The organism is Paenibacillus jepli (assembly GCF_047238105.1).
Taxonomy (GTDB): Bacteria; Bacillota; Bacilli; order Paenibacillales; family Paenibacillaceae; genus Paenibacillus_D.
The window spans coordinates 375986-396144 of sequence record NZ_JBDFMD010000001.1 but is presented as its reverse complement, the minus strand read 5'-3'; the positions used below and the strand labels follow the sequence as shown (position 1 = coordinate 396144).

Sequence of the window (20159 nt, the reverse complement as noted above, 5' to 3'; positions counted from 1 at the left end):
GATGCGTCTTCGGAGCCGCAGGCCGGCTCTGATGACGCCGGTGCGCTGGGTCGTCCTGACGCTTTCACTGCTGCTGGTGTGCTTCCTTCTCTTCAATATGTGGTACCGTACGATCCACAAGGAAGTATGGGCGGAAGAGCGTGCGGTTGCAGAGCGGGCAGTTGAGGCTGCGCAGCTGACCGAGATCGGCCAAGTGGACAAGCATGTGTGGGATACGACGACTTGGATTGTGCAGGGAACGGATACGGACGATAACCAAGTGTTTGTCTGGCTGGATGACGAGAACATCGATATCGTCAGTGCAGCAGAGGGCATATCTGAAGAGATGCTGCAAGAGCGGATCGCCGCCGACAATCCCGAGTTCGATCTGATCCGGACGATGCCCGGGATGATGAACGGGCAGAAAGTCTGGGAGGTGTACTACAGCGTGGATGGTTCGCCGCGCCGTTACTTTTATCGATTTTACCGCTTTGACAACGGACAGCTGATTACCACTTACAATCTCCCCAACCGGTTTGCCGGAAGCGTGAGCGACGAGGATGGACCACGCTAGGAATGGTACTATTTACAGCCTCCTTCGTATACTAGCCTATGATATACTTTGATATAGATGTTTATCTATCATTCAAGGCTATCATAGCTGGCGAAGGAGGCTTTTATTGATGAGACTGCGACTGTTTCCCTTAGCTCTAACTGCTATTCTCGCCGCAGCTCTGCTGCTTGGCGGATGGTCTCTATATAACAGCATGGCGCTGCAAAAGCCGTTGACCGGCGTGGTGGAGGAAGTGCCGGGGGTCCGCTCGGCAGAGCCCGTCATTGACCGGACCCGTGTTCAGCTCCGGCTGGAGCTGGAGCGAGGCGCCGGATTGCGGGAGATCTACCAGGCGATCCGCAGCAATGGCGCAGACTATATAGGCAGCCGGCAGCTGCAGTTGGAGGTTGTGCAGACACCGGATGAGCAGCTTGATGACCTATGGTCGATGCTGCTCTTCGATATCGCCCAGGCGATGGAGACCCGGCATTATGCCGACATCCCGGCAGCACTTGATCGTTTGGCCGGGCAGACCGAAGGTCTGACCGCCACAACCGAGATGGATGCGGACAATGTCTATATCACACTGGAGAATGACAAGGCAGCCAAGTATGTGATCCTCCCCCGGGTGCCGTCTGAGATGGGAGTGTGGAGCCATGCTTAAATATTGGAAGGAACTGTTGATCGGCACCGCTGTTGCACTACTGGGATTTTTTGCTTACATCGGCTATAATATCGTGCCTGTTCTAATCGCGATTGCGATCGGCACCGTGCTGTTTGTCGCTATCCGCAACCGCGGCCAGATGGCAACGGCAGGCGGTGACCGTCTTACCCGGGGGCGGGTGCCGCTGGAACTGTCGTTTGACGAGATCGGCGGTCAGGAGCGGGCCAAGCAGGAGCTCATCGAAGCGCTGGATTTCTTGGTCAAGCCCGATGAGATCGCCCGCTTCGGCATCCGCCCGCTCAAGGGCATCCTGCTGACCGGTCCGCCGGGGACGGGCAAAACCTTGCTCGCCAAGGCCGCCGCGCGTTATACGGACTCGATCTACGTCGCCGCATCGGGCAGCGAGTTTGTCGAGATGTATGTCGGCGTAGGCGCAGGGCGGATCCGCGACCTGTTCAAGAACGCTCGCCAGCGGGCGGCCAAGGCCGGCAAGAACAGCGCAGTCGTCTTCATCGATGAGATCGATGTCATCGGCGGCAAGCGTGACGGCGGCCAGCACCGGGAGTATGACCAGACGCTCAATCAACTGCTGACGGAGATGGACGGGATCCATACGTCCGAGTCCCCGCGGATCCTGATCATGGCGGCGACCAATCGCAAAGAGATGCTGGATCCGGCACTGATCCGTCCCGGACGATTCGACCGTCATATCGGCGTCGAGCTGCCGGACAAGAAAGGCAGAGAGCATATCCTGGGGATCCATGCGCGCAACAAGCCGCTGCAACCCGGAGTTGAGCTGAGCCGAGTGGCTGAAGAATCCTTTGGCTTCTCCGGCGCACAGCTGGAGAGCGTCATGAATGAAGCGGCCATCTATGCGATGCGCGACAATGAGCTGGAGATCAGCCACCAGCACCTTTCCTCGGCGATCGACAAGGTGATGATGGGAGAGAAGACGGACCGGGAGGCGACCCGCGAGGAGCGCGAGCGCGTGGCGATCCATGAGCTGGGCCATGCGATATCCGCCGAGCTCGTCCGTCCGGGCAGCGTCTCCACTGTCGCTTTATCGCCGCGGGGGCAGGCGCTCGGTTATGTCCGGCATCATCCCCAGCAGGACCAATACTTGTACACCAAAGAGTTTTTGGATGGTCAGATCATGATCGCACTGAGCGGCGCAGCGGCGGAAGAGATGTTCTACGGCAGCCGCAGCACAGGCTCGCGCGGCGATTTCGATCAGGCGATGAACATCGTACGGACGATGGTCGAGTCGGGCCTGACGGAGCTGGGCATCGTCGACAGCTCGATGATGACGCCTGACAGCTGGGCCAAGATCAGTTCGTCGATGCTGGAAGGCTTGATGGACCGCACCAAGTCAGTGCTGCAGGGGCACCGTCAGCTGTTCCTGCGTTCGCTGGACATCCTGCTCGCGGAAGAAACGCTGAGCGGCGACCGCTTCCGCGAGCTGATGCGGGAAGAGCCGCAGACGGCCTAGTAGATTGCCCCAGAAATAAACAGGATCGGGCTACTAGTTAGGTGACGCAGCCGTTTCCAGACATAGTTAATCCTCAAAAGAGCGCCTGTCGCTCTTTTTTGCTTGTTTGACGTCACAATTCCCGATTAAATTATGCAAACAGCTGTTCCATTTGCTTGCGCCCGGCAGTGGTGGATGTGTAGAATAGGAGATAGCGGCAATAAGCTGCCGACAGATGCAACCATACAGCAACTATAGAGAAATGGGTGGAGAGCGTATGAAGGTACGTAAGGTAGGCGTCGTCGGGATGGGCACGATGGGCCAAGGCATCGCAGAGATGCTGGCGTTCAAAGGGCTCGAAGTCCTGGCCATCGAGAAGACAAAAGAGAAATTAACCCAAGCGGTGCGCATGATCGAGCATAGCCTGGATAAACAGATCGAGAAATGGGCGCTCACGCAAACCGAGAAAAAACTCGTCATGAACCGCATTCATCCGATAGATAGTTTCGCCGAACTGGCCGATTGCGAGCTGGTCATTGAGACGATTACCGAGGATCTCGATACCAAGCTGCAGATCATCGCGGAGATCGACAAGCATTGTCCGCCGTCCGTCATCCTGGCGAGCAATACTTCCACACTCAGTTTGACTGAGCTGGCCAGTGCCTCGGCTCATCCGGAGCGGGTGATCGGGATGCATTTTATCCATCCGGTGTTCAAGATCGATCTGGTAGAGATTGTGCGGGGGCTCAAGACTTCGGAGGAGACATTCCTCCAGACCAAGCACTTCATCGAAGAGACGATCGACAAGAAGGGCATCATGGTGTTCGAATCGCCGGGCTTCGTCACGACCAGGCTCATCTGTCTGCATATCAACGAGGCGCTGCATGTGCTCGAGGAAGGCGTCGCTACGGCAGAGGATATCGACAGCGCGATGCGGATCGGTTATTCCTTCCAGCACGGCCCTTTCGAGATGGCCGACCGGTTCGGACTCGATTCGGTACTTGCCGCGCTGGAGATCATGTTCCGGGATTACGGCGAGCTCAAATACCGGCCGTCGATCGTCCTGAAGAAGATGGTGCGCGCAGGTCAACTGGGCGTCAAGACCGGCATCGGTTTCTTTAACTATAACGAGGATGGAGAACGGATATGAAAGTATTGGTCATCAATGCGGGGAGTTCCTCGCTCAAATATCAGCTCTACAATATGGAGAACGAATCCGTCCTGGCGAGCGGCAGCGTCGAGCGCATCGGTATGGATTCCTCGATCGTCACGCATGAAGTGCCGGGCAAGGACGAGACGCGCGATGTGAGCGAGATCCTCGACCATGTGACGGCCGTCAAGCGGGTCATTGATATGCTGCTGCACGACGAACATGGCGTGCTGAAGCGGATTGAGGAGATCGAAGCGGTCGGCCACCGTGTGGTTCATGGCGGAGAAGTGTTCAAGCAGTCGGTATTAGTCACGGATGAAGTCAAGCAGGAGATCCGCCGATTGTTCGACCTGGCGCCGCTCCACAACCCGGCTCATATGATGGGCATTACAGCGGTCGAATCCAATCTGCCGGGCGTGCCGCAAGCGGTTGTCTTTGACACCGCTTTTCACCAGACGATGCCCAAGGAATCCTATCTGTACCCGATCCCTACGGTGCTCTATCGCCGTCACAAGATTCGCCGGTACGGCTTCCACGGCACATCGCATCATTATGTGAGCGATCAGGCCGCAGCGTTCCTGGAAGAGCCGCTGGAGTCGCTCAAGATGATCACCTGCCACATCGGCAATGGCGCCAGTTGCACCGCGATCATGGACGGCAAGTCGTTTGATACGAGCATGGGGCTGACGCCGTTGGAAGGACTCATGATGGGCACGCGCAGCGGCGATCTCGATCCGGCGATCGTGCCGTTCACCATGAACAAGGAGGAGCTGTTGCTGAGCGAGGTCAACTCGATGCTGAACAAGCACTCGGGATTGATGGCCGTATCTGGCATCAGCAGCGATATGCGCGAGATCGTCGAGGCGATGGAGGAGGGCGACAAAAACGCCAAGCTCGCCTTTGACATGTACACCTACCGCTTGCGCAAATATATCGGCGCCTACGCGGCGGCCATGAACGGACTTGATGTGCTCGTGTTCACTGCAGGGGTAGGAGAGAATTCGACGCATGTCCGGGCTGCCGCCTGCGCCGGCTTGACCTTTCTCGGTCTGGAGCTGGATGAAGAGCTCAACCAGGTGCGTTCCCGTCAGACGCGGCGGATCTCGACGGCGTCGTCGCGGATTACCGTACTGGTGGTACCGACCAACGAGGAGCTCTTGATCGCCCGCGATACGTTTGCGCTTGTGAAGGAACAGAGGTAAGACAAGATCAAGAGGTTGTTCAATAAAGGGGAGGCCGAACAAATGGAAGAGATGACGGTCATTGCATCTGTAGCGGAAGCGGCGGGCAAGCAGGTCCGCATCGGCTGCTGGCTGCACGGCAAGCGCTCGAGCGGCAAGATCCAGTTCCTGCAGCTGCGGGACGGCACAGGGTATATCCAGGGCGTACTGGTCAAACAGGAGACGTCCGCCGAGACCTGGGAATCGGCGCAGAAGCTGACCCAGGAGAGCTCGCTCTATGTTACCGGTACGGTAAGAGAAGAACCGCGCAGCCCGTCCGGCTACGAATTGACCGTCACCGGGATCGAGATCATCCAGCTGACGCAGGACTATCCGATCACGCCCAAGGAGCATGGCGTAGACTTCCTGATGGACCGGCGCCACCTGTGGCTGCGTACGCCGAAGCAGCGGGCCGTGCTGATCATCCGGGCGGAGATTATCCGGAGCATCCAGCAGTTTTTCGACGAGCGCGGCTTCACACTGGTCGATCCGCCGCTGCTGACACCGTCGTCCTGCGAAGGCACGACCAATCTGTTCCATACCAAGTACTTTGACGAAGACGCTTATCTGACCCAGAGCGGACAGCTCTATATGGAGGCTGCGGCGATGGCGCTGGGCAAGGTCTATTCATTCGGCCCTACCTTCCGGGCGGAGAAATCCAAGACGCGGCGTCATCTGATCGAATTTTGGATGATCGAGCCGGAGATGGCGTTTGTCGATCACGAGCAAAGCCTGCGCGTACAGGAGCAGTTCGTCTCCTACGTCGTCGCTAAAGTGTTGGAGAAGTGCCCGGCGGAGCTGAAGACGCTGGAGCGCGATACGGCCAAGCTGGAAGCGGTGAGGGGTCCGTTCCCGCGGATCACCTACGACGAAGCCGTAGCCAGACTGCAGCAGGATGGACATGAGATCGCCTGGGGCGAAGATTTCGGGGCGCCTCACGAGACGGCGCTAGCCGCCGCCTATGACCGGCCGCTGTTCATCACAAATTACCCGACGGCTATCAAAGCGTTCTATATGAAGCCTGATCCCGCTAGACCGGAGGTCGTGCTGTGTGCCGACATGATTGCTCCGGAAGGTTACGGCGAGATCATCGGCGGTTCGCAGCGGATCGATGATCCAGAGCTGCTCGCCGAGCGCTTCGCGGAGCATGAGCTGTCTGCCGATGCCTACCAATGGTATCTTGACCTGCGTAAATACGGGACGGTGCCGCACTCCGGCTTTGGGCTCGGACTCGAACGTACGGTAGCCTGGATCTGCGGTTTGGACCATGTGCGGGAGACGATCCCGTTCCCGCGGATGCTGTATCGGTTGTACCCCTAGCAGCGAGATGGCATGCATTATATGACAACTAAGAGAATATGGGGGGACACGACGTTGAATGAAAGGCAGGAAAGCAGAGTGTCAGGAATGATCGAGGCGCTGTCCGAGGGTGGCGTCTTTGTTCCTGGCATGCTGATGAAGACCTATCGCGAGACCGGGCTCTCGGATACCGAGGCGATGCTGATGCTGCAGTTGATGACTTTCCGGCAAGCGGAGGGCAACGATTTCCCGACACCCGAACAGCTGGCCGCGCGGATGGGCGTGACGCCGCAAGTGATCGGTCAGCTGCTGCAGCGGTTGATGAAGGGCGGTTTCCTGACCATCGACGAACGGATCGAGGAAGCGAGCGGTATCCAATACGAGCGCTACAACTGGCTGGGCTGGCTAAGGCTGGCGGCAGCGATCCTGGCGCAGCCTGTATCGGGCGAGGCTGCCGCTGCTGCGGAAGGGACAGATCTGCTCGGGAGGATAAGGAAGCCTGCCGAACAGGATGCTCAGTCGCCCAATTTGTTCAGCCTGTTTGAGCGGGAGTTCGGAAGGCCGCTCTCGCCGATGGAATGCGAGACGATCAGCAGCTGGCTGGATCAGGACCGGTATCCGGATGAGTTGATCCGATTCGCCCTGAAGGAAGCTGTGTTCGCAGGCAAGCTGCATCTCAGATACATAGACCGCATCTTGATCGAGTGGAGCCGCAACCGGGTGACGAATCCGGATGAAGCGAGAGAGCATACGCGTCGTTTTCGGGGCGGGGGGCAATAAAACTGTTCGCAAAAAAGGAGCTGTCGACGGCCGACGACAGCTCCTTTTTTTTCAAAATATAAGAAAGTATATGTTTTACACATCTACTTGGCTTATATTTCTCCGGAATGAAACTAGCGACGCCGCCAGAGGACGGCGATAGCCGTTTCACCTTGTTCGATCCTGATAGCAATATTGCCGAACTGCAGGCCTTGAGACATTCGCTCGAAGGCACGGGATACGTCGTGGAGCTGATAGATGGAGTCCACGACAGGTCTGATCTGATGGCGCTGGATCCACTCGAGCATCTGCACAAACTCCTCGCGACTCCCCATCGAGGTTCCTAGCAGGCTGATTTGTGGAAAAAAGATCGAACGAATCGGCACCTGCAGATCATCGCCTGAACTTGCACCATACATGACAACGCGTCCGCCTGGACGCAAGACGTCGAAATACTTTGCAAACATGTCCTGGCCAATGCTATCCATAATAAGATCGACCGATTGCGGGCTTAACGCCTCGCTCCAATTCCCGTGACTGTCCAGTGCATGCCCTGCTCCTAAGCGAGCAGCCGCAGCCCGTTTCGCTTCACTGCGGGAAGTGACACTTACCGTTGCCCCTGCGCTTTTTGCAAATAGCAGGGCGAAGGTTGCGACTCCGCCTCCGATGCCCGGGATGAGTACATGCTCTCCTTGTCGTAGCTGTCCGCGTGTAAAGAGCGCACGGTATGCGGTGAGAGCGGACAGAGACAACACTCCGGCTTCTTCCCACGACAGGTGGGAGGGCTTGGGGAGTACATTATCGGCAGGTAAGGTAATATATTCGGCAAGCGTGCCTTCACCCGGTCCTCCGACAATCTGTGGGATCAAGGGGACATCAGCAGCTGTATTCCAGCCAAGTGTCGGATGGAGGATGACTTCATCCCCGACTTGCAGACGAGATACGCCTTTCCCGATTTTTGCGACGATGCCTGCGCCGTCCGAGCCTAGGATAAGTGGTTTATTACTCGCAGTACGAGCGGCCATGACAAACAGGTCACGATGATTGATTCCGGCTGCTTTGAGACGGACCTGCACTTCTCCAGGTTTGGGGTGATTACTGACCGATACATCAGCATATCGAAGGCCTTTCAAACCGCTATATCTTTCATGTAAAATAGCTTTCAAATGGTAATCCTCCTGTTGGATGAGTTATCGTGTTTGATGCTGAGGCTAATTGTAACGCGAGCGGCATATTTCGTAAAATGAACAAAAACGAAAGCAGCCTTCATAATTTTTGATGGGAATAATGAGGAAGCAGGTGAAAGCGTGGATGCGGGAACTCTGAAAATATTTCAGGCTGTTGCCCAGGAAGGAAGTATCAGCAAGGCAGCCTTAAAGCTGAATTATGTGCAGTCCAATGTGTCTGCTCGAATCAGACAGCTGGAAGAAGAACTGCAGGTTTGCTTGTTTGAACGTTCCAGCCGCGGCATGTCGATAACATCTGCAGGGGAGAGCTTGCTCGGATATGCGGATCAGATATTGTTGTTGTTGCACGAAGCCGAACTGGCAACCAGGGGTAAACAGGAAACGTACGAGGTTCTGCGGCTTGGTTCTATTGAAACAAGTGCGTCCGGTTTGTTAACGCCGTTGCTGGCTCAACTCCGTATCCACTATCCAGACGTGCAGCATTCACTCGTGACAGGCGCTAATCATGCGTTAATCCAAAAGGTCCTATGTCAGGAACTGCAGGGGGCTTTGGTTTACGGACCCGTGGAGCAATCAGAGGTGGAGTATATCAGGTTGTATGACGACGAACTGGTATTGGCCGCGGAGAGAGGGGCGGGCGATCTGATGGAGTCATTGCAGCGACCCATGCTGTTTTTTGAGGTGGGATGCGCGCATCAAGCATCTGTGAATGCCCTTATGCTAGAGAACGGCATCGATAACCCGGTTGTTGTGGATTACGGAACACTAGACACGATTAGGAATGGGGTATCGGCAGGACTAGGGGTTTCATTATTGCCTCGTTCCTCAGTTAGTAAGCTCGAAGAACGAGGCGAGCTATCGCTTATTTCTCTTCCTGATCGGTATCGCTCACTGGAGGTTGGATTTGTATATTCACGAAGCGAGTGCTCGACGGGAGCGTTACGTATGCTGATCTCGTTAATGAATCGGATGCATGACATCTGACCTGGATTACGTGGATTGATTCATCGTCAGGACATGAGATTGGCCCCAAGGACAAGGACGCTCTGATCCAGCAAATGCTTGTCAAAACTAAAGCTGCGGGCCGTGCACCAAGCCATGAAATGCGGCTCTGACAACGGATACCAGGGTGGCGACTGGTCACCGTTATAAGATTTGTGTTCGTCGGTAAGAGCCAGGCCGGCAAGACAAAGACGGCCCTGCGGCTTTAGTACCCGGCCGACCTCTTGCAGCGCCAACTGTTGTTGCTCAGTGGTCAGATGGTGCATGGCAAAGCTGCAAGTGATGAAATCAGCGGTTTGGTCGGCAAAGGGAAGCGAGAGGAGATTGCCCTGGCGAACGGAAAGCTGTGGGTGACGCTGGCGACACATCTTCAGCATCCCGATCGACTGCTCCACCCCTATCACCTCCGCTCCGCTGGCTGCGAGCCGCCACGCGAGATTGCCCACGCCGGTACCGAGATCGAGACCTTGCTCGCCGGGCATAGGCGCGACCACGGCAGCGATGGTCTCCAGCGTGTGTTCATACAATGCGTCTGATAGTCCGGCTGTAAAAGCAAGCGGCATGCTCGCTTTGCCTTCATCCATGCGGCGGGCCAGACGATCATAGTCCCACCGGTCCTGCCAGGACTCCCGAAGCATCCGGCTCACCCGCAGATGGCGCGCGGCGTCCTGCATCTCCTGGAGGGGGACTTCACCGGCCCTCTCCAAAGCTGCAATCACTTGATCCAGCGCCTGCAGCCCTTGAGCTGCTGCAAGATGCTGTCTGTAGAGCGAAGCTCTGGCCGCTTGCAGCAGCTCAGCCCATTCGCCGGGCTGTCCCCCGACGGCGAAAAGCCCGGCGATCGCGTCAAGCGACAGGCCGAGCTCACGCAGCGCCACAATCGTCTGCAGTCGGTGCATATCCGGCTCTGTAAATCGGCGATACCCGCTACCGGCATCCTTGACCGGCTGCAGCAGTCCCCGCTGCTCGTACAAGCGGATCGCACGGGCCGTCGTGCCGAGCCGGTCGGCTACCTCCTGGATACGCATCCTGCTTATCTCCGGGTCGCCTTCAGCAGCTCGTACCGATAGGCATACTCAAACAAGTATTCGAATGCTTCCAGATGACGCTTCGCTTCAAAGCCGTTGGCGCCCCAAGCGTAGATCCCGTGCTTGCGCAGCAGAATACCGGGAATTTGCTTATTCATGACACGCGTGACTTCGGGTACAATGCGTGGAATATCCGCATAGTTGGGCACAATCGGCACGTCGATTACCGCTTCTTCGTCCCAGATGTTGAAAGCCTTGATGAGCTCTACGCCTTCGATCGGCACTGCTCCGCGTTCCCAGAACCATTCCGAGACGAGATTGTTGAACACGGTATGAACATGGTAGATCGCGCCTGCACCGGTCAGGCGGTAGATCTCGCAATGAATCAACGTCTCCGCCGAAGGCTTCAGACGCGTATGCTCGGCAGGCTTGCCGTGCTGATCGACGAACAGGAAGTCCTCGGGCGTCCGCTGAGACTTGTCCTTGCCGCTGGCAGTGATCGCAAAATGAAACTGTTCGGGCTCGAAGTCGCCTACGCGCATCGACAGGTTGCCGCTCGTACCGGCAAACCAGCCGCGGTCGGCAAACAGCTGCTTGGCATCTGCAAGCTCCGAGAGGGCTCGCTGCTTGTCCTCTGATGCAATCGCTGAAAATGTCATGAGTGGCTCGTCCTTTCTTTCTTCAAAGTATCCGTAACTTCATGGAACGTCTCGTAGGGTACGAACGGCAGGCCGAGCTCCCGGCATTTCTCGGACAGGTGGGAACGGGAGAAGACGAGATCGGCCAGCTTGGCGCCTTCAAAGTCCGTGACGCTGTCGCCGATCAGGATGCGCTCGTACTGTTCTGGCGGAAAGCGGCGCATAATCGTCGTCTTGCACATGCCGCACGCCCGGTCGCAATCATCGTCGCAGGGATGAGGCCATGTTATCTCGATGGCCTCGCCTTCAAAGCTGCTGCCGTTGCAGTAGATGTGATCGACCGGGATATCGAACCGGGACAGGATCGGATAGACGAAGAAGTCGATGCCGCCGCTGGTTACATAGAAAGGGATCTGCTGCTCCCTGCAGTAAGCCAGCAGCTCTGCGAACCCTTCGCGAATCTCCGCATTGGAGATGGCATAGTCCACGACCTCCTGTTGACGGGAGGCAGGGAGGAGGGAGAAGAGCTTGCCGACGCCTTCCCGGATCGACATCCGCTGGCGGATGATATCGTCTACGATCGTCTCCCAGCCCGGTGGATTGAAGTGACGGATGATGGCAATGATGTTGTCGTTCTTGGTGATCGTCCCGTCAAAATCGCAGAAGATTACGCGCTGGCGCTCGCTCATTCCTTATTCCCCCACAGCTCCAGCGCCGTCCGCAGCTCTTCATGCTCCGCAGCCGCTTCGCTCAGCTTGCGGCCGGAGGCAGCCGCATCGATCGCCTGCCGGAAGGCCCGGCCGCCGGCTGCTGTGCCCATCGGATGACCGTGGATGCCGCCGCCGGCATTGACGACAACCTCATGGCCGAAGTCTCTAAGGATGAGCGGCACCAGGCCGGGATGGATGCCCGCCGATGGCACCGGCATACTCGCCGGTACGGAGAGCTCGTCCGAGAGCAGAGCGTCACGCACCGCAAGATTTTCTTCCTTCGGCATGACAACCGAGCCGTACGGCGAAGGGAAGAGCGACAGATCGGCACCTGCGATCCGCATTAGTTTGCCTAGCAGCAGGGGGGCCGCGATGCCGTAATGCGGGGACGGATAGAGCGCGCCGGCCATGGCCGGATGAGCGGCGATTGGTACAGAGATAGCCGGATCCTTACTGAGCTCGTGCAGGACGTCGTATCCGTAGGCAAGCACGTTGAAGAGCAGGGCGTTGGCACCGGCGTCGACGGCTTTTTTGGCCTGTTCGGCCAGCCGGGACGTCGGCCCTGTCAGATTGACCGCATAGAGCAGCTTCTGCCCGGTCTCCTGCTCCGCGCGGCGGGCTGCCGCGATGCATACCTCGACCCGGCGCTCGAGCGGCGTGAGCGGATTCTCGAACAGAATCTCGTCATCCTTGATCAGATCGACACCGCCCAGCGCCTGTTGGAAGAACTGCTCTTCCAGCCCTTGCAGATCGTGACCGATCACCGACTTGAAGATACTCATCAGCAGCGGGCGGTCATGGACACCGAGCTGTTCACGAATGCCGCGGATGCCGTATTTGGGTCCCGGGAAGACCGAGAGGAACGATTCGGACAGATGCAGGTCGATCAGCTTGATGCGGCCGTCCATCGACAGCTTGCCGAACACGGTCACGAGCAGTGCAGGGATATCCTGACTGAAATTGACTTCCGGATACGCGATATACAGGTCGGCGTACCTTGCCCCCGGCGCGCCGTCCTCCGGCTCATGGATATCGACCCGTACCACTTGGCCGAGATGCTTTTCCATCGCCGCTTTTTTGGCTTCCGGCAGATCGGTCCAGCTGCCCACCGTGAGACCTACAGCGATCGATTGGGCTTTCTTGTGGAAATCCGCTTTGTCGTCATAGGTGCGGTATACGGCTATACACATGCCTTTATCAGGTTTCATTGAATCGTACTCCTTTCGATCATGGCTCCCAGCTCACCGGCTCTTTGAGCCGAACGGGAGACAGCTTTCGTTACGGATTCAGCAAAGCCGTGCTGTTCGAGCGTTTCGATCGCGGCTTGCGTCGTACCGCCTGGCGATGTCACTTTGCGGCGCAAGTCGGCCGGTTCTTCGCCGGTGATCTCGACCATCCGGGCGGCGCCCAGCACGGTCTGTACCGTCAGCTTGCGCGCATCTGCCTCTTCCAGACCGAGGGCGGTGCCAGCCTGGATCATCGCTTCCATCATATAGTAGATATAAGCCGGCCCGGAACCGGATAACCCTGTGACAGTGTCAAGGAGCGGTTCCTCGACGACAATCGATACGCCGAGGCAGCGGAACATCTCGATGGCGGCGTCCTGTTCAGCCTGGGTGACTGACTCCGAGAAGCTAATCCCTGTAGCGCCGAGGCCAATCGTACTGGACGTGTTCGGCATCGTCCGGACGATCGAAACCGGCTTATCCAGCAGCTGCTCGATCGTACGGATCGACAGACCGGCGATGACGGAGACGATCATCTGTCCGCTGCTTACCACGTCGCGCAGGCTCAGGATCGCATCCTGCGCATCTTTGGGCTTGACAGCCAGGAAGATGATATCTGCCTGCCGTAGCGCCTCGCGCTTCTCGTTATCGGCGGACGGCGTCACGACGCCGTAGCGCTCACGCAGCTCGTGCAGCCGCTCTTCATTGCTCCGGTTGATCATGAACAGCCGGTCGGCTGATGCAAGGCGCCGGTCAAGCAGCCCTCTGGCGATCGCTTCGGCCATCGACCCTGCGCCGTAAAAGGCAATCCTGCGCTCGGGAATCCCGGTCGCAGGCGATTCGTTATGAGTCATGCTGCATCCTCCTAAAGTATGTGCTCAGCCGCGGATCTGTCCGCTGCCGACGATCTGGTACTTGGTTGACGTGAGCGCAGGCAGCCCCATCGGACCGCGGGCATGGAGCTTTTGCGTACTGATGCCGATCTCGGCGCCGAAGCCGAATTCAAAGCCGTCCGTAAAGCGGGTAGAGGCGTTGTGATACACAGCTGCGCTGTCGACCTCCTGCAGGAAGCGCTGGGCGTGCTCTTCATCCTGCGTGACGATGCACTCGGAATGCTGGGTGCCAAAGGCGGCAATATGCTCCAGCGCTTCATCCAGACTGTCTACGATCCGGACATTCAAAATGTAATCATTGTATTCCGTCGCATAATCTTCGTCGGTAGCCGCCTTGATATCCCCGCCGAGCAGCGAGCGCGTCCGCTCACAGCCGCGGAGCTCGACGCCGGCTTCTTGAAGCCGCTGGGCGATGGGCGCCAGGCTGGCGGAGGCAAAGTCGGCATGCACAAGCAGCGTCTCTATGGCGTTGCATACGGAGGGGCGCTGAACCTTGGCATTGAAGGCAATATCCGATGCCATCGCCTGCTCGGCGCTGGCATCGACGAAGACATGGCAGATGCCGGCGCCGGTCTCGATAACGGGGACCGTGGCATTCTCTACCACATTGCGGATCAGGGAAGCGCCGCCGCGGGGAATGACGACATCGAGTCCGTCCTTCAGCTTCAACATCTCGTCTACGGAGGAGCGGTCGGCGTCCTCGATCAGCTGCAGCGCATCCGGCGGCATCGCAGTGTCCGCCAGCGCTTCGTGCAGCACTTCGACGATCCGGCGGTTCGAGGAGAGGGCGGCGGAGCCGCCACGCAGCACGACAGCATTGCCCGTCTTCAGACAGAGACCGGCCGCATCGACGGTGACATTAGGCCGGGCTTCATAGATCATGCCGATGACGCCCAGCGGCACCCTGATCTGCCGGATGTGCAGTCCATTGGGAGGCGTCAGCTCGGAGAGCTGCTCGCCGACGGGGTCAGGGAGCGCAGCGATCTGCCGCAGCCCTGCGGCGATACCGCCGATCCGCTCTTCATTAAGGGCCAGTCTGTCCAGCAGGGAGGAGCTGGTCCCGTGATCCCGGCCGCGCTGCAGATCCTCGGCGTTGGCCTGGATGATCGAATCTTGTTCATTTACGAGCGCATCGGCCATTGCCAGAAGCGCCTCATTTTTTTGCTTGGTCGTCAGCCGGTTCATGGCTGCTGTCGTCAGACCCGCCCTCCGGGCTTTTTCGCGTACTTCACTCATAGTATCGTACCTCCTTGGAATATAAGCTGCTGCAATGGTTACATGGCTACCCATTCATCGCGGTGGATCACTTCGATCCGGACGACGTCCAGCCGCTGCCGCACCTCGTCGGAGCTTAACCCCGCAGCGGCTTGCACCTGCCAGGCGGCATAGTTGACGACGCCGCGGCCGATCGTTTCCTGTCTGAGATTGCGGACCTCTACGACATCCCCGGGGTGGTAATCGCCCTCGCTGCCCCGGATGCCTGCCGGCAGCAGGCTTCTGCCGCCAGTCAGCAGGGCCGTCTCGGCGCCTTCATCGACAGTGATGCTGCCATGAGGCTGGGAGTGGAAGCCGACCCACTGCTTCTTCATCGGCAGCGTATGGAGCTTGGTGTCAAAATAGGTGCCGTGACCGCGCCCCTCCAGCGACTCCAAGAGATCGCCGGGCTCGGCGAGCTTGCCGATGAAGGCGGGGATGCCGCCGCGCATGGCGATGCGCGCCGCTTCGATCTTGGAACGCATCCCGCCTGTGCCGACAGCCGACCCCGAGCCGCCGGCGATCTGCTCGATCTCGGCGGAGATCTCTTCGACGCGCACGAGCCGCTTGGCCTCCGGATTCTTCCGCGGATCCTCGGTATACAAACCGTCGGTATCGGTCAGCATGAGCAACTGGCTCGCCTTGACGAGATTGGCGACGAGCGCTGAGAGCTTGTCATTGTCGCCAAACTTCAGTTCGTCGGTGGCGACAGTGTCGTTCTCGTTGATGATCGGCACGACCCGCTGCTTCAGCAGTTCATCGATCGTCCGCTGGGCGTTATGGATGCGCCGCCGGTTGGAGAAGTCCGATCGGGTCAGCAGCACCTGCGCCACGCTGATCCCGCTGCGGGCAAACGCATGATGATATGCCTGCATCAGGAGCGCCTGGCCAACTGCCGCTGCGGCTTGCTTCTCATGGACCAGCTTGGGTCTGGCAGCGTAGCCGATCTGACGGAACCCGGCGGCGACGGCGCCGGAGGTGACCAGCAGGACTTGCTTGCCCTGCCGGTGCAGATCGGCTAGTTCACTGGCAAAGAAGTCGATTCGCTCGCGGATAAGACCGCCTGTGTCTTCCGAAGTCAAGGAGCTGCTGCCGATTTTGATAATGATCCGATCTCCCATAAACATCCCTTTCCCTCTATGCATCAAGGTCTAAAAAATACAAAAGACTCCCGTCCAAAAGGACGAAAGTCTGGGCTTCCGCGGTACCACCTTCATTGACAAAAAGGTATGATCGCCTTCTTATCCTGCTTAGGACCTGATAACAGCAGGTACTGTGCGGCTCATCGCCGCCCGTTCGGGGGTGGGGACACACCGTTATCGCGGTAAATTCTTGCAGCCTGGAAATTTACTCTCTGGACACGATTCATCAAGGGCGTGCGGTTCCCGTCATCACGTTTGGATCTTCGATTGCTTCCAGCATATCATGTTATGTGAACAAATTCAATCGTCCGATCCGATGGACGGCCTCTTCGAGGCGGGCTTCGTCCGCCAGCAGCCCGAGTCTTACATACCCTTCGCCATACGTGCCGAAGCCTGCGCCGGGAGCCACCACGACATCGGCCTCTACGAGGAGCCGGTCCGCAAAATCGACCGAACGCGCCCCCGCAGGCACCGGCAGCCAGCAGAAGAAGGAGCCGCCGGGACGTTCAGCCTGCCAGCCGATCCGCTCCAGGGCGGCAAACAAGGCATGCATGCGGGACTCGTAGGTCGCATTAAGATCGCGGACGCATTGCTGCGGACCGGTAAGGGCGGTCGCAGCAGCCTGCTGGATGCCGCCGAACAGACTGCAATAGTAATGATCCTGGATCAGATTGATCAGACCGATCAACTCGGCGTTGCCGACAGCAAAGCCGACCCGCCAGCCGGCCATATTGTAGCTCTTGGATAAGGTATAGATCTCGAATCCGACATCCTTGGCTCCCGGCGTCTGGAGGAAGCTGACGGGGCGCTCGCCGCCAAAGCCGATGCCGCCGTAGGCGAAGTCGCTGACCACGGCAACGCCGTGACGCTCGGCGAAGGCGACAGTATCCCGGTAGAAGTCCGAACCGGCCACCGCGCCGGTCGGGTTGTTGGGATAGTTGATAAACATCAGCTTGGCACGGTCGGCATCAGCCGGATCAATAGCTGTATAGTCCGGCAGGAAGCCGTGATCCGCGGTCAGCGGCATCAGCGACATCCGTCCGCCTGCGAGCGCGATGCCCGACCAGTAGTCGGGATAACCGGGGTCGGGCACGAGAGCGACATCGCCGGGGTCCAGCAGACATTGGCTGATCTCGATCAGACCGGTCTTGCCCCCGAAGAGGACGGCGACTTCCTTGTCCGGATCGAGGTCGACATCGTAATCTTCCTTATAGCGCTGGGCGACCGCTTGCTTGAGGACGGGATAACCGCCAAAAGGCGGATACCGATGATACAAAGGATTGGCTGCTGCTTCCTGCAGCGAGGCTACGATATGCTCCGGCGTCGGCTGATCGGGGTTGCCCTGGCCGAGATTGATAATATCGCGCCCTTTGGCAGCTTGGGCGGCCGCTTTGCCGACCAGCCGGGCAAAAAATTGCTCCGGCAGTCCCTGCATGCGCTTGGCCGGTTCGAACGTTCGTTTGACATGTACAGAACTCATTAAGTAATCCACTCCATTTGGTCGGACATAGACCTGAATCGTAACCCTAATGTAGCAGATTCGCGGGGAGGTGTCGAGTGGCGGAGTGAGCGGAGGCTCGTTAACAGACAACAGGCACCGCCGCACGGTGCGAGCGATGCCTGTGGCTGCTTGTGAAGAGGGCCTGGGCTTTAGGCGTCAGGCGAACCTATTTTTTGGAGGAACGGCTGCAAATTCGCTTTTAAAGACAGCAGGTAGGGCTTCTTTTGCGCATCGAAGACCAGCAGCACGGCAGGCTTGTCCGGGCAATAGAAAAGGAACACATCATCCGTCTGCAAACTCAGCTTGCCTGCCTTGACGACAGCCTGCTGGTCAAGCGGGATGCGGTAGACATAGCCGCATTTTTCATTGGGCTTGAGCTGGGGAGACAGGCCGGTAACGGCATTCAGCCAATCCTTGGCATATTGCTGGTATTCGGCTGTGTTGTCGACGGTTTTGACCACCTTGCCTGCGACGACATCGAACACCTGGACCGGTCCGGGAGCCGCCAGGGCAGCGGAGGGAAGCAGCAGCAGCACGGTCAGTACAGCCAGCAGGGCGATTCTTAACGAGCGTTTGAGCATATCATGACCTCCTTAAGCCAGAAGTCCACATAACTGTGGGGTGCAGGCTGTACTAATATTCCCAACTTGACAGCATTCCATGACACGTTATGATTAGAGCAGGCGGCTGCGGCCGGTAATGTAAGATTGGATAAGTGTTCGACAGGAGGCTCGGCAATGACAGAGACAAAGCTGAAACTTGCGATATTGCAAATGGATATTGAAGCCGGTTCGCCGGATGTGAATTTTGCCCGTCTGGCGGAGCTGCTGGAGCAGGCGGCAGGGCTGAGCCCGAAGCCGGACCTTATCATCGCTCCGGAGATGTGGAACACGGGATATGCCCTGGAAGAAATCGAAACGCTGGCCGACGAGAACGGCAGCCGCACCAAAGCCTTGATCGGTGAGTTCAGCCGTCGCCATGGCATCCATGTATTGGCAGGATCGGTTGCCGAGCGGCGAGCGGAGGGCGTGTACAATACAACATATGCTTTTGACCGCGAAGGCAAAGCACATGCGCAATATTCCAAAATCCATCTGTTCCGGCTAATGGATGAGGAGAAGCATCTGCAAGCGGGCAGCGCTCCAGGGTTACTTGAAATCGACGGCTCGCCGGCGGCGACGATGATCTGCTATGACATCCGCTTCCCCGAACTCGCCAGAAGGCTGGCGCTTGGCGGTGCGAAGCTGCTCTTCGTGCCTGCCGAGTGGCCCAACCCGCGGCTTCACCACTGGCGGACGCTGCTGACTGCCCGGGCGATCGAGAATCAGATGTATGTGGTTGCCTGCAATCGGACAGGCAGCAGCGGCAGCACGTCCTTCTTCGGTCACTCGATGGTGATCGATCCGTGGGGAGACGTCGTCGCAGAGGCGGGGGAGGAAGAGACCATCCTGTGCGTGACGATCGACTTGGCGCTAGTGGATGAGGTTCGGACCCGCATCCCTGTTTTTGAAGACCGGCGGCCCTCTCTCTATCAAGGTTGATCATGTTCCGCCATCGCAGCCTTCATCGTCTCGATGAAGGCTTCCGCCGCTTTCGACAGATACCGCCCGCGGCGGCTCGCCACTACCAGCGTGCGAGAGGGCCGGGGGGCGCTCAGGGACAGATAGACCGGCGCCAGCGTGCTGCGGGCAGCCCGTGTGACCATCATCGGCACAAAAGCAATCCCCATCCCGGCAGCGACGAGCGACTGCACAGTTTCAATATTGGCACTCTCAAATACGGTGCGCGGTACAAAACCGGCTTGCGCGCACAGGTTAATGGCAATCTGACGGAACCCCTGCCCGCGTTTCAGCATGATGAAGGGCTCATCGGCAAGCGCAGCGATATCGGCTTCCAGCCGGCCGCTTGCAGCCAGCCGGTGCTGGGGCGGCACCGCCAATTTGATCTCTTCTTCGATCAGCGGTTCCCAGGTCAGAGAGGAATCAAGAAGCGGCAGCGCCAGCAAGCTGAGATCGGTCTGCCCGCTCGATGTCAGCTGCTCCAGACGGGTCGTAGTGTCCTCGAGGAGGACGATCTCGATCTCGGGATATCGTTCCTGGAACAACGGGAGGACGATGGGCAGGATGTGCGAGCCGGTGATCGGCAGACTGCCGACGACCAGCCGGCCGCGGCGCATCTGGCCGAGGTCGTCCATCTCCTGCTTCAACTGCTCCACCGCATCGAGGATGACGCTGGCCTTGGCGACGAACACGTCGCCGGCATGCGTCAGTTCTACCGAGTTGGTTGTACGGCGGAACAGCTGCTGGCCAAGCTCCTTTTCCAGCTTCGCCAGCTGCTGGCTCAGCGAGGGCTGGGCGATATGTAGCTTCTCGGCAGCCCGGGAGAAGTTCTTGTCGGCGGCGATCTGCACCACATACTGCAATTGTCTGAGCTCCATATGATTCATCTCCTTTATTATCGCAGGGATCTCTAGGTCTATAGGCTGC

Annotated in this window: 20 protein-coding genes; 9 read left to right on the top strand and 11 right to left on the bottom strand. The window is 58.3% G+C overall.

The window, feature by feature from the left end; genetic code table 11:
* The first annotated feature begins 1 nt into the window (after position 1).
* The 7 genes from ABC336_RS01830 (at position 2) to ABC336_RS01800 (ending at position 7113) form a co-directional block, all read left to right on the top strand.
* Complete coding sequence (locus ABC336_RS01830; RefSeq protein WP_413237037.1) at positions 2-553, top strand: cell wall elongation regulator TseB-like domain-containing protein; 552 nt, start codon at positions 2-4, stop codon at positions 551-553.
* Positions 554-662: 109 nt separating this feature from the next.
* Positions 663-1196 carry a hypothetical protein gene (locus tag ABC336_RS01825; protein WP_413237036.1) on the top strand — a complete coding sequence of 178 codons (534 nt, stop codon included), beginning with the start codon at positions 663-665 and terminating at the stop codon, positions 1194-1196.
* The gene (locus ABC336_RS01820) at positions 1189-2685 is read left to right on the top strand and encodes an AAA family ATPase (RefSeq protein ID WP_413237035.1); all 1497 of its coding nucleotides are present in this window, start codon (positions 1189-1191) and stop codon (positions 2683-2685) included. The genes ABC336_RS01825 and ABC336_RS01820 overlap by 8 nt, the downstream gene beginning before the upstream one ends.
* Before the next feature lie 214 nt (positions 2686-2899).
* A complete protein-coding gene (locus ABC336_RS01815; protein ID WP_487247456.1) occupies positions 2900-3814 on the top strand; it encodes a 3-hydroxyacyl-CoA dehydrogenase family protein in 915 nt (304 codons plus the stop codon).
* Positions 3811-5016, top strand: a complete 1206-nt coding sequence (locus ABC336_RS01810; RefSeq protein WP_413237033.1) for an acetate kinase — start codon at positions 3811-3813, stop codon at positions 5014-5016. Before ABC336_RS01815 ends, ABC336_RS01810 begins: the two co-directional genes overlap by 4 nt.
* A 42-nt stretch (positions 5017-5058) precedes the next feature.
* Positions 5059-6354, top strand: a complete 1296-nt coding sequence (asnS, locus tag ABC336_RS01805) for an asparagine--tRNA ligase (protein ID WP_413237032.1) — start codon at positions 5059-5061, stop codon at positions 6352-6354.
* Positions 6355-6441: 87 nt separating this feature from the next.
* On the top strand, positions 6442-7113 hold the full coding sequence (locus ABC336_RS01800; RefSeq protein WP_413242413.1) for a DnaD domain protein: 672 nt from the start codon (positions 6442-6444) through the stop codon (positions 7111-7113).
* A 113-nt stretch (positions 7114-7226) separates the two neighbouring features.
* On the opposite strand, the gene ABC336_RS01795 is transcribed toward ABC336_RS01800, so the two are convergent.
* Positions 7227-8258 (bottom strand): zinc-binding dehydrogenase, encoded by a 1032-nt coding sequence (locus ABC336_RS01795; RefSeq protein ID WP_413237031.1) that lies wholly within the window; start codon positions 8256-8258, stop codon positions 7227-7229.
* A gap of 141 nt (positions 8259-8399) precedes the next feature.
* Between ABC336_RS01795 and ABC336_RS01790 the strand changes: the two genes are divergently transcribed.
* The gene (locus ABC336_RS01790) at positions 8400-9263 is read left to right on the top strand and encodes a LysR family transcriptional regulator (protein ID WP_413237030.1); all 864 of its coding nucleotides are present in this window, start codon (positions 8400-8402) and stop codon (positions 9261-9263) included.
* Between the two features lie 26 nt (positions 9264-9289).
* Here the strand turns inward: ABC336_RS01790 and ABC336_RS01785 are convergent, their stop codons facing one another.
* From ABC336_RS01785 to ABC336_RS01745, 9 genes are all read right to left on the bottom strand, one after another.
* Positions 9290-10309, bottom strand: a complete 1020-nt coding sequence (locus ABC336_RS01785) for a MerR family transcriptional regulator (protein WP_413237029.1) — start codon at positions 10307-10309, stop codon at positions 9290-9292.
* A gap of 5 nt (positions 10310-10314) precedes the next feature.
* Positions 10315-10968, bottom strand: coding sequence for a methylthioribulose 1-phosphate dehydratase (gene mtnB, locus ABC336_RS01780; RefSeq protein ID WP_413237028.1), 654 nt, complete (start codon positions 10966-10968; stop codon positions 10315-10317).
* Positions 10965-11636 (bottom strand): 2-hydroxy-3-keto-5-methylthiopentenyl-1-phosphate phosphatase, encoded by a 672-nt coding sequence (locus ABC336_RS01775; protein WP_413237027.1) that lies wholly within the window; start codon positions 11634-11636, stop codon positions 10965-10967. The genes mtnB and ABC336_RS01775 overlap by 4 nt, the downstream gene beginning before the upstream one ends.
* Entirely contained in the window at positions 11633-12865 is a 1233-nt protein-coding gene (locus ABC336_RS01770) for a 2,3-diketo-5-methylthiopentyl-1-phosphate enolase (RefSeq protein ID WP_413237026.1), read from the bottom strand. The genes ABC336_RS01775 and ABC336_RS01770 overlap by 4 nt, the downstream gene beginning before the upstream one ends.
* Positions 12862-13737: a pyrroline-5-carboxylate reductase gene (gene proC, locus ABC336_RS01765; protein WP_413237025.1), complete on the bottom strand. Its 876-nt coding sequence runs from the start codon at positions 13735-13737 to the stop codon at positions 12862-12864. The genes ABC336_RS01770 and proC overlap by 4 nt, the downstream gene beginning before the upstream one ends.
* Positions 13738-13761: 24 nt before the next feature.
* Entirely contained in the window at positions 13762-15012 is a 1251-nt protein-coding gene (locus ABC336_RS01760) for a glutamate-5-semialdehyde dehydrogenase (protein WP_413237024.1), read from the bottom strand.
* A gap of 38 nt (positions 15013-15050) precedes the next feature.
* On the bottom strand, positions 15051-16151 hold the full coding sequence (proB, locus tag ABC336_RS01755) for a glutamate 5-kinase (RefSeq protein ID WP_413242412.1): 1101 nt from the start codon (positions 16149-16151) through the stop codon (positions 15051-15053).
* Positions 16152-16458: 307 nt separating this feature from the next.
* Positions 16459-17652: a pyridoxal phosphate-dependent aminotransferase gene (locus ABC336_RS01750; protein ID WP_413237023.1), complete on the bottom strand. Its 1194-nt coding sequence runs from the start codon at positions 17650-17652 to the stop codon at positions 16459-16461.
* Positions 17653-17822: 170 nt separating this feature from the next.
* The gene (locus ABC336_RS01745) at positions 17823-18254 is read right to left on the bottom strand and encodes a hypothetical protein (RefSeq protein ID WP_413237022.1); all 432 of its coding nucleotides are present in this window, start codon (positions 18252-18254) and stop codon (positions 17823-17825) included.
* A 156-nt stretch (positions 18255-18410) separates the two neighbouring features.
* Here ABC336_RS01745 and ABC336_RS01740 point away from each other — a divergent pair, with 156 nt between their 5' ends.
* Positions 18411-19214 (top strand): carbon-nitrogen family hydrolase, encoded by an 804-nt coding sequence (locus tag ABC336_RS01740; protein ID WP_413237021.1) that lies wholly within the window; start codon positions 18411-18413, stop codon positions 19212-19214.
* On the opposite strand, the gene ABC336_RS01735 is transcribed toward ABC336_RS01740, so the two are convergent.
* On the bottom strand, positions 19205-20110 hold the full coding sequence (locus ABC336_RS01735) for a LysR family transcriptional regulator (RefSeq protein ID WP_413237020.1): 906 nt from the start codon (positions 20108-20110) through the stop codon (positions 19205-19207). The genes ABC336_RS01740 and ABC336_RS01735 overlap by 10 nt on opposite strands.
* Between the last annotated feature and the right edge of the window lie 49 nt (positions 20111-20159).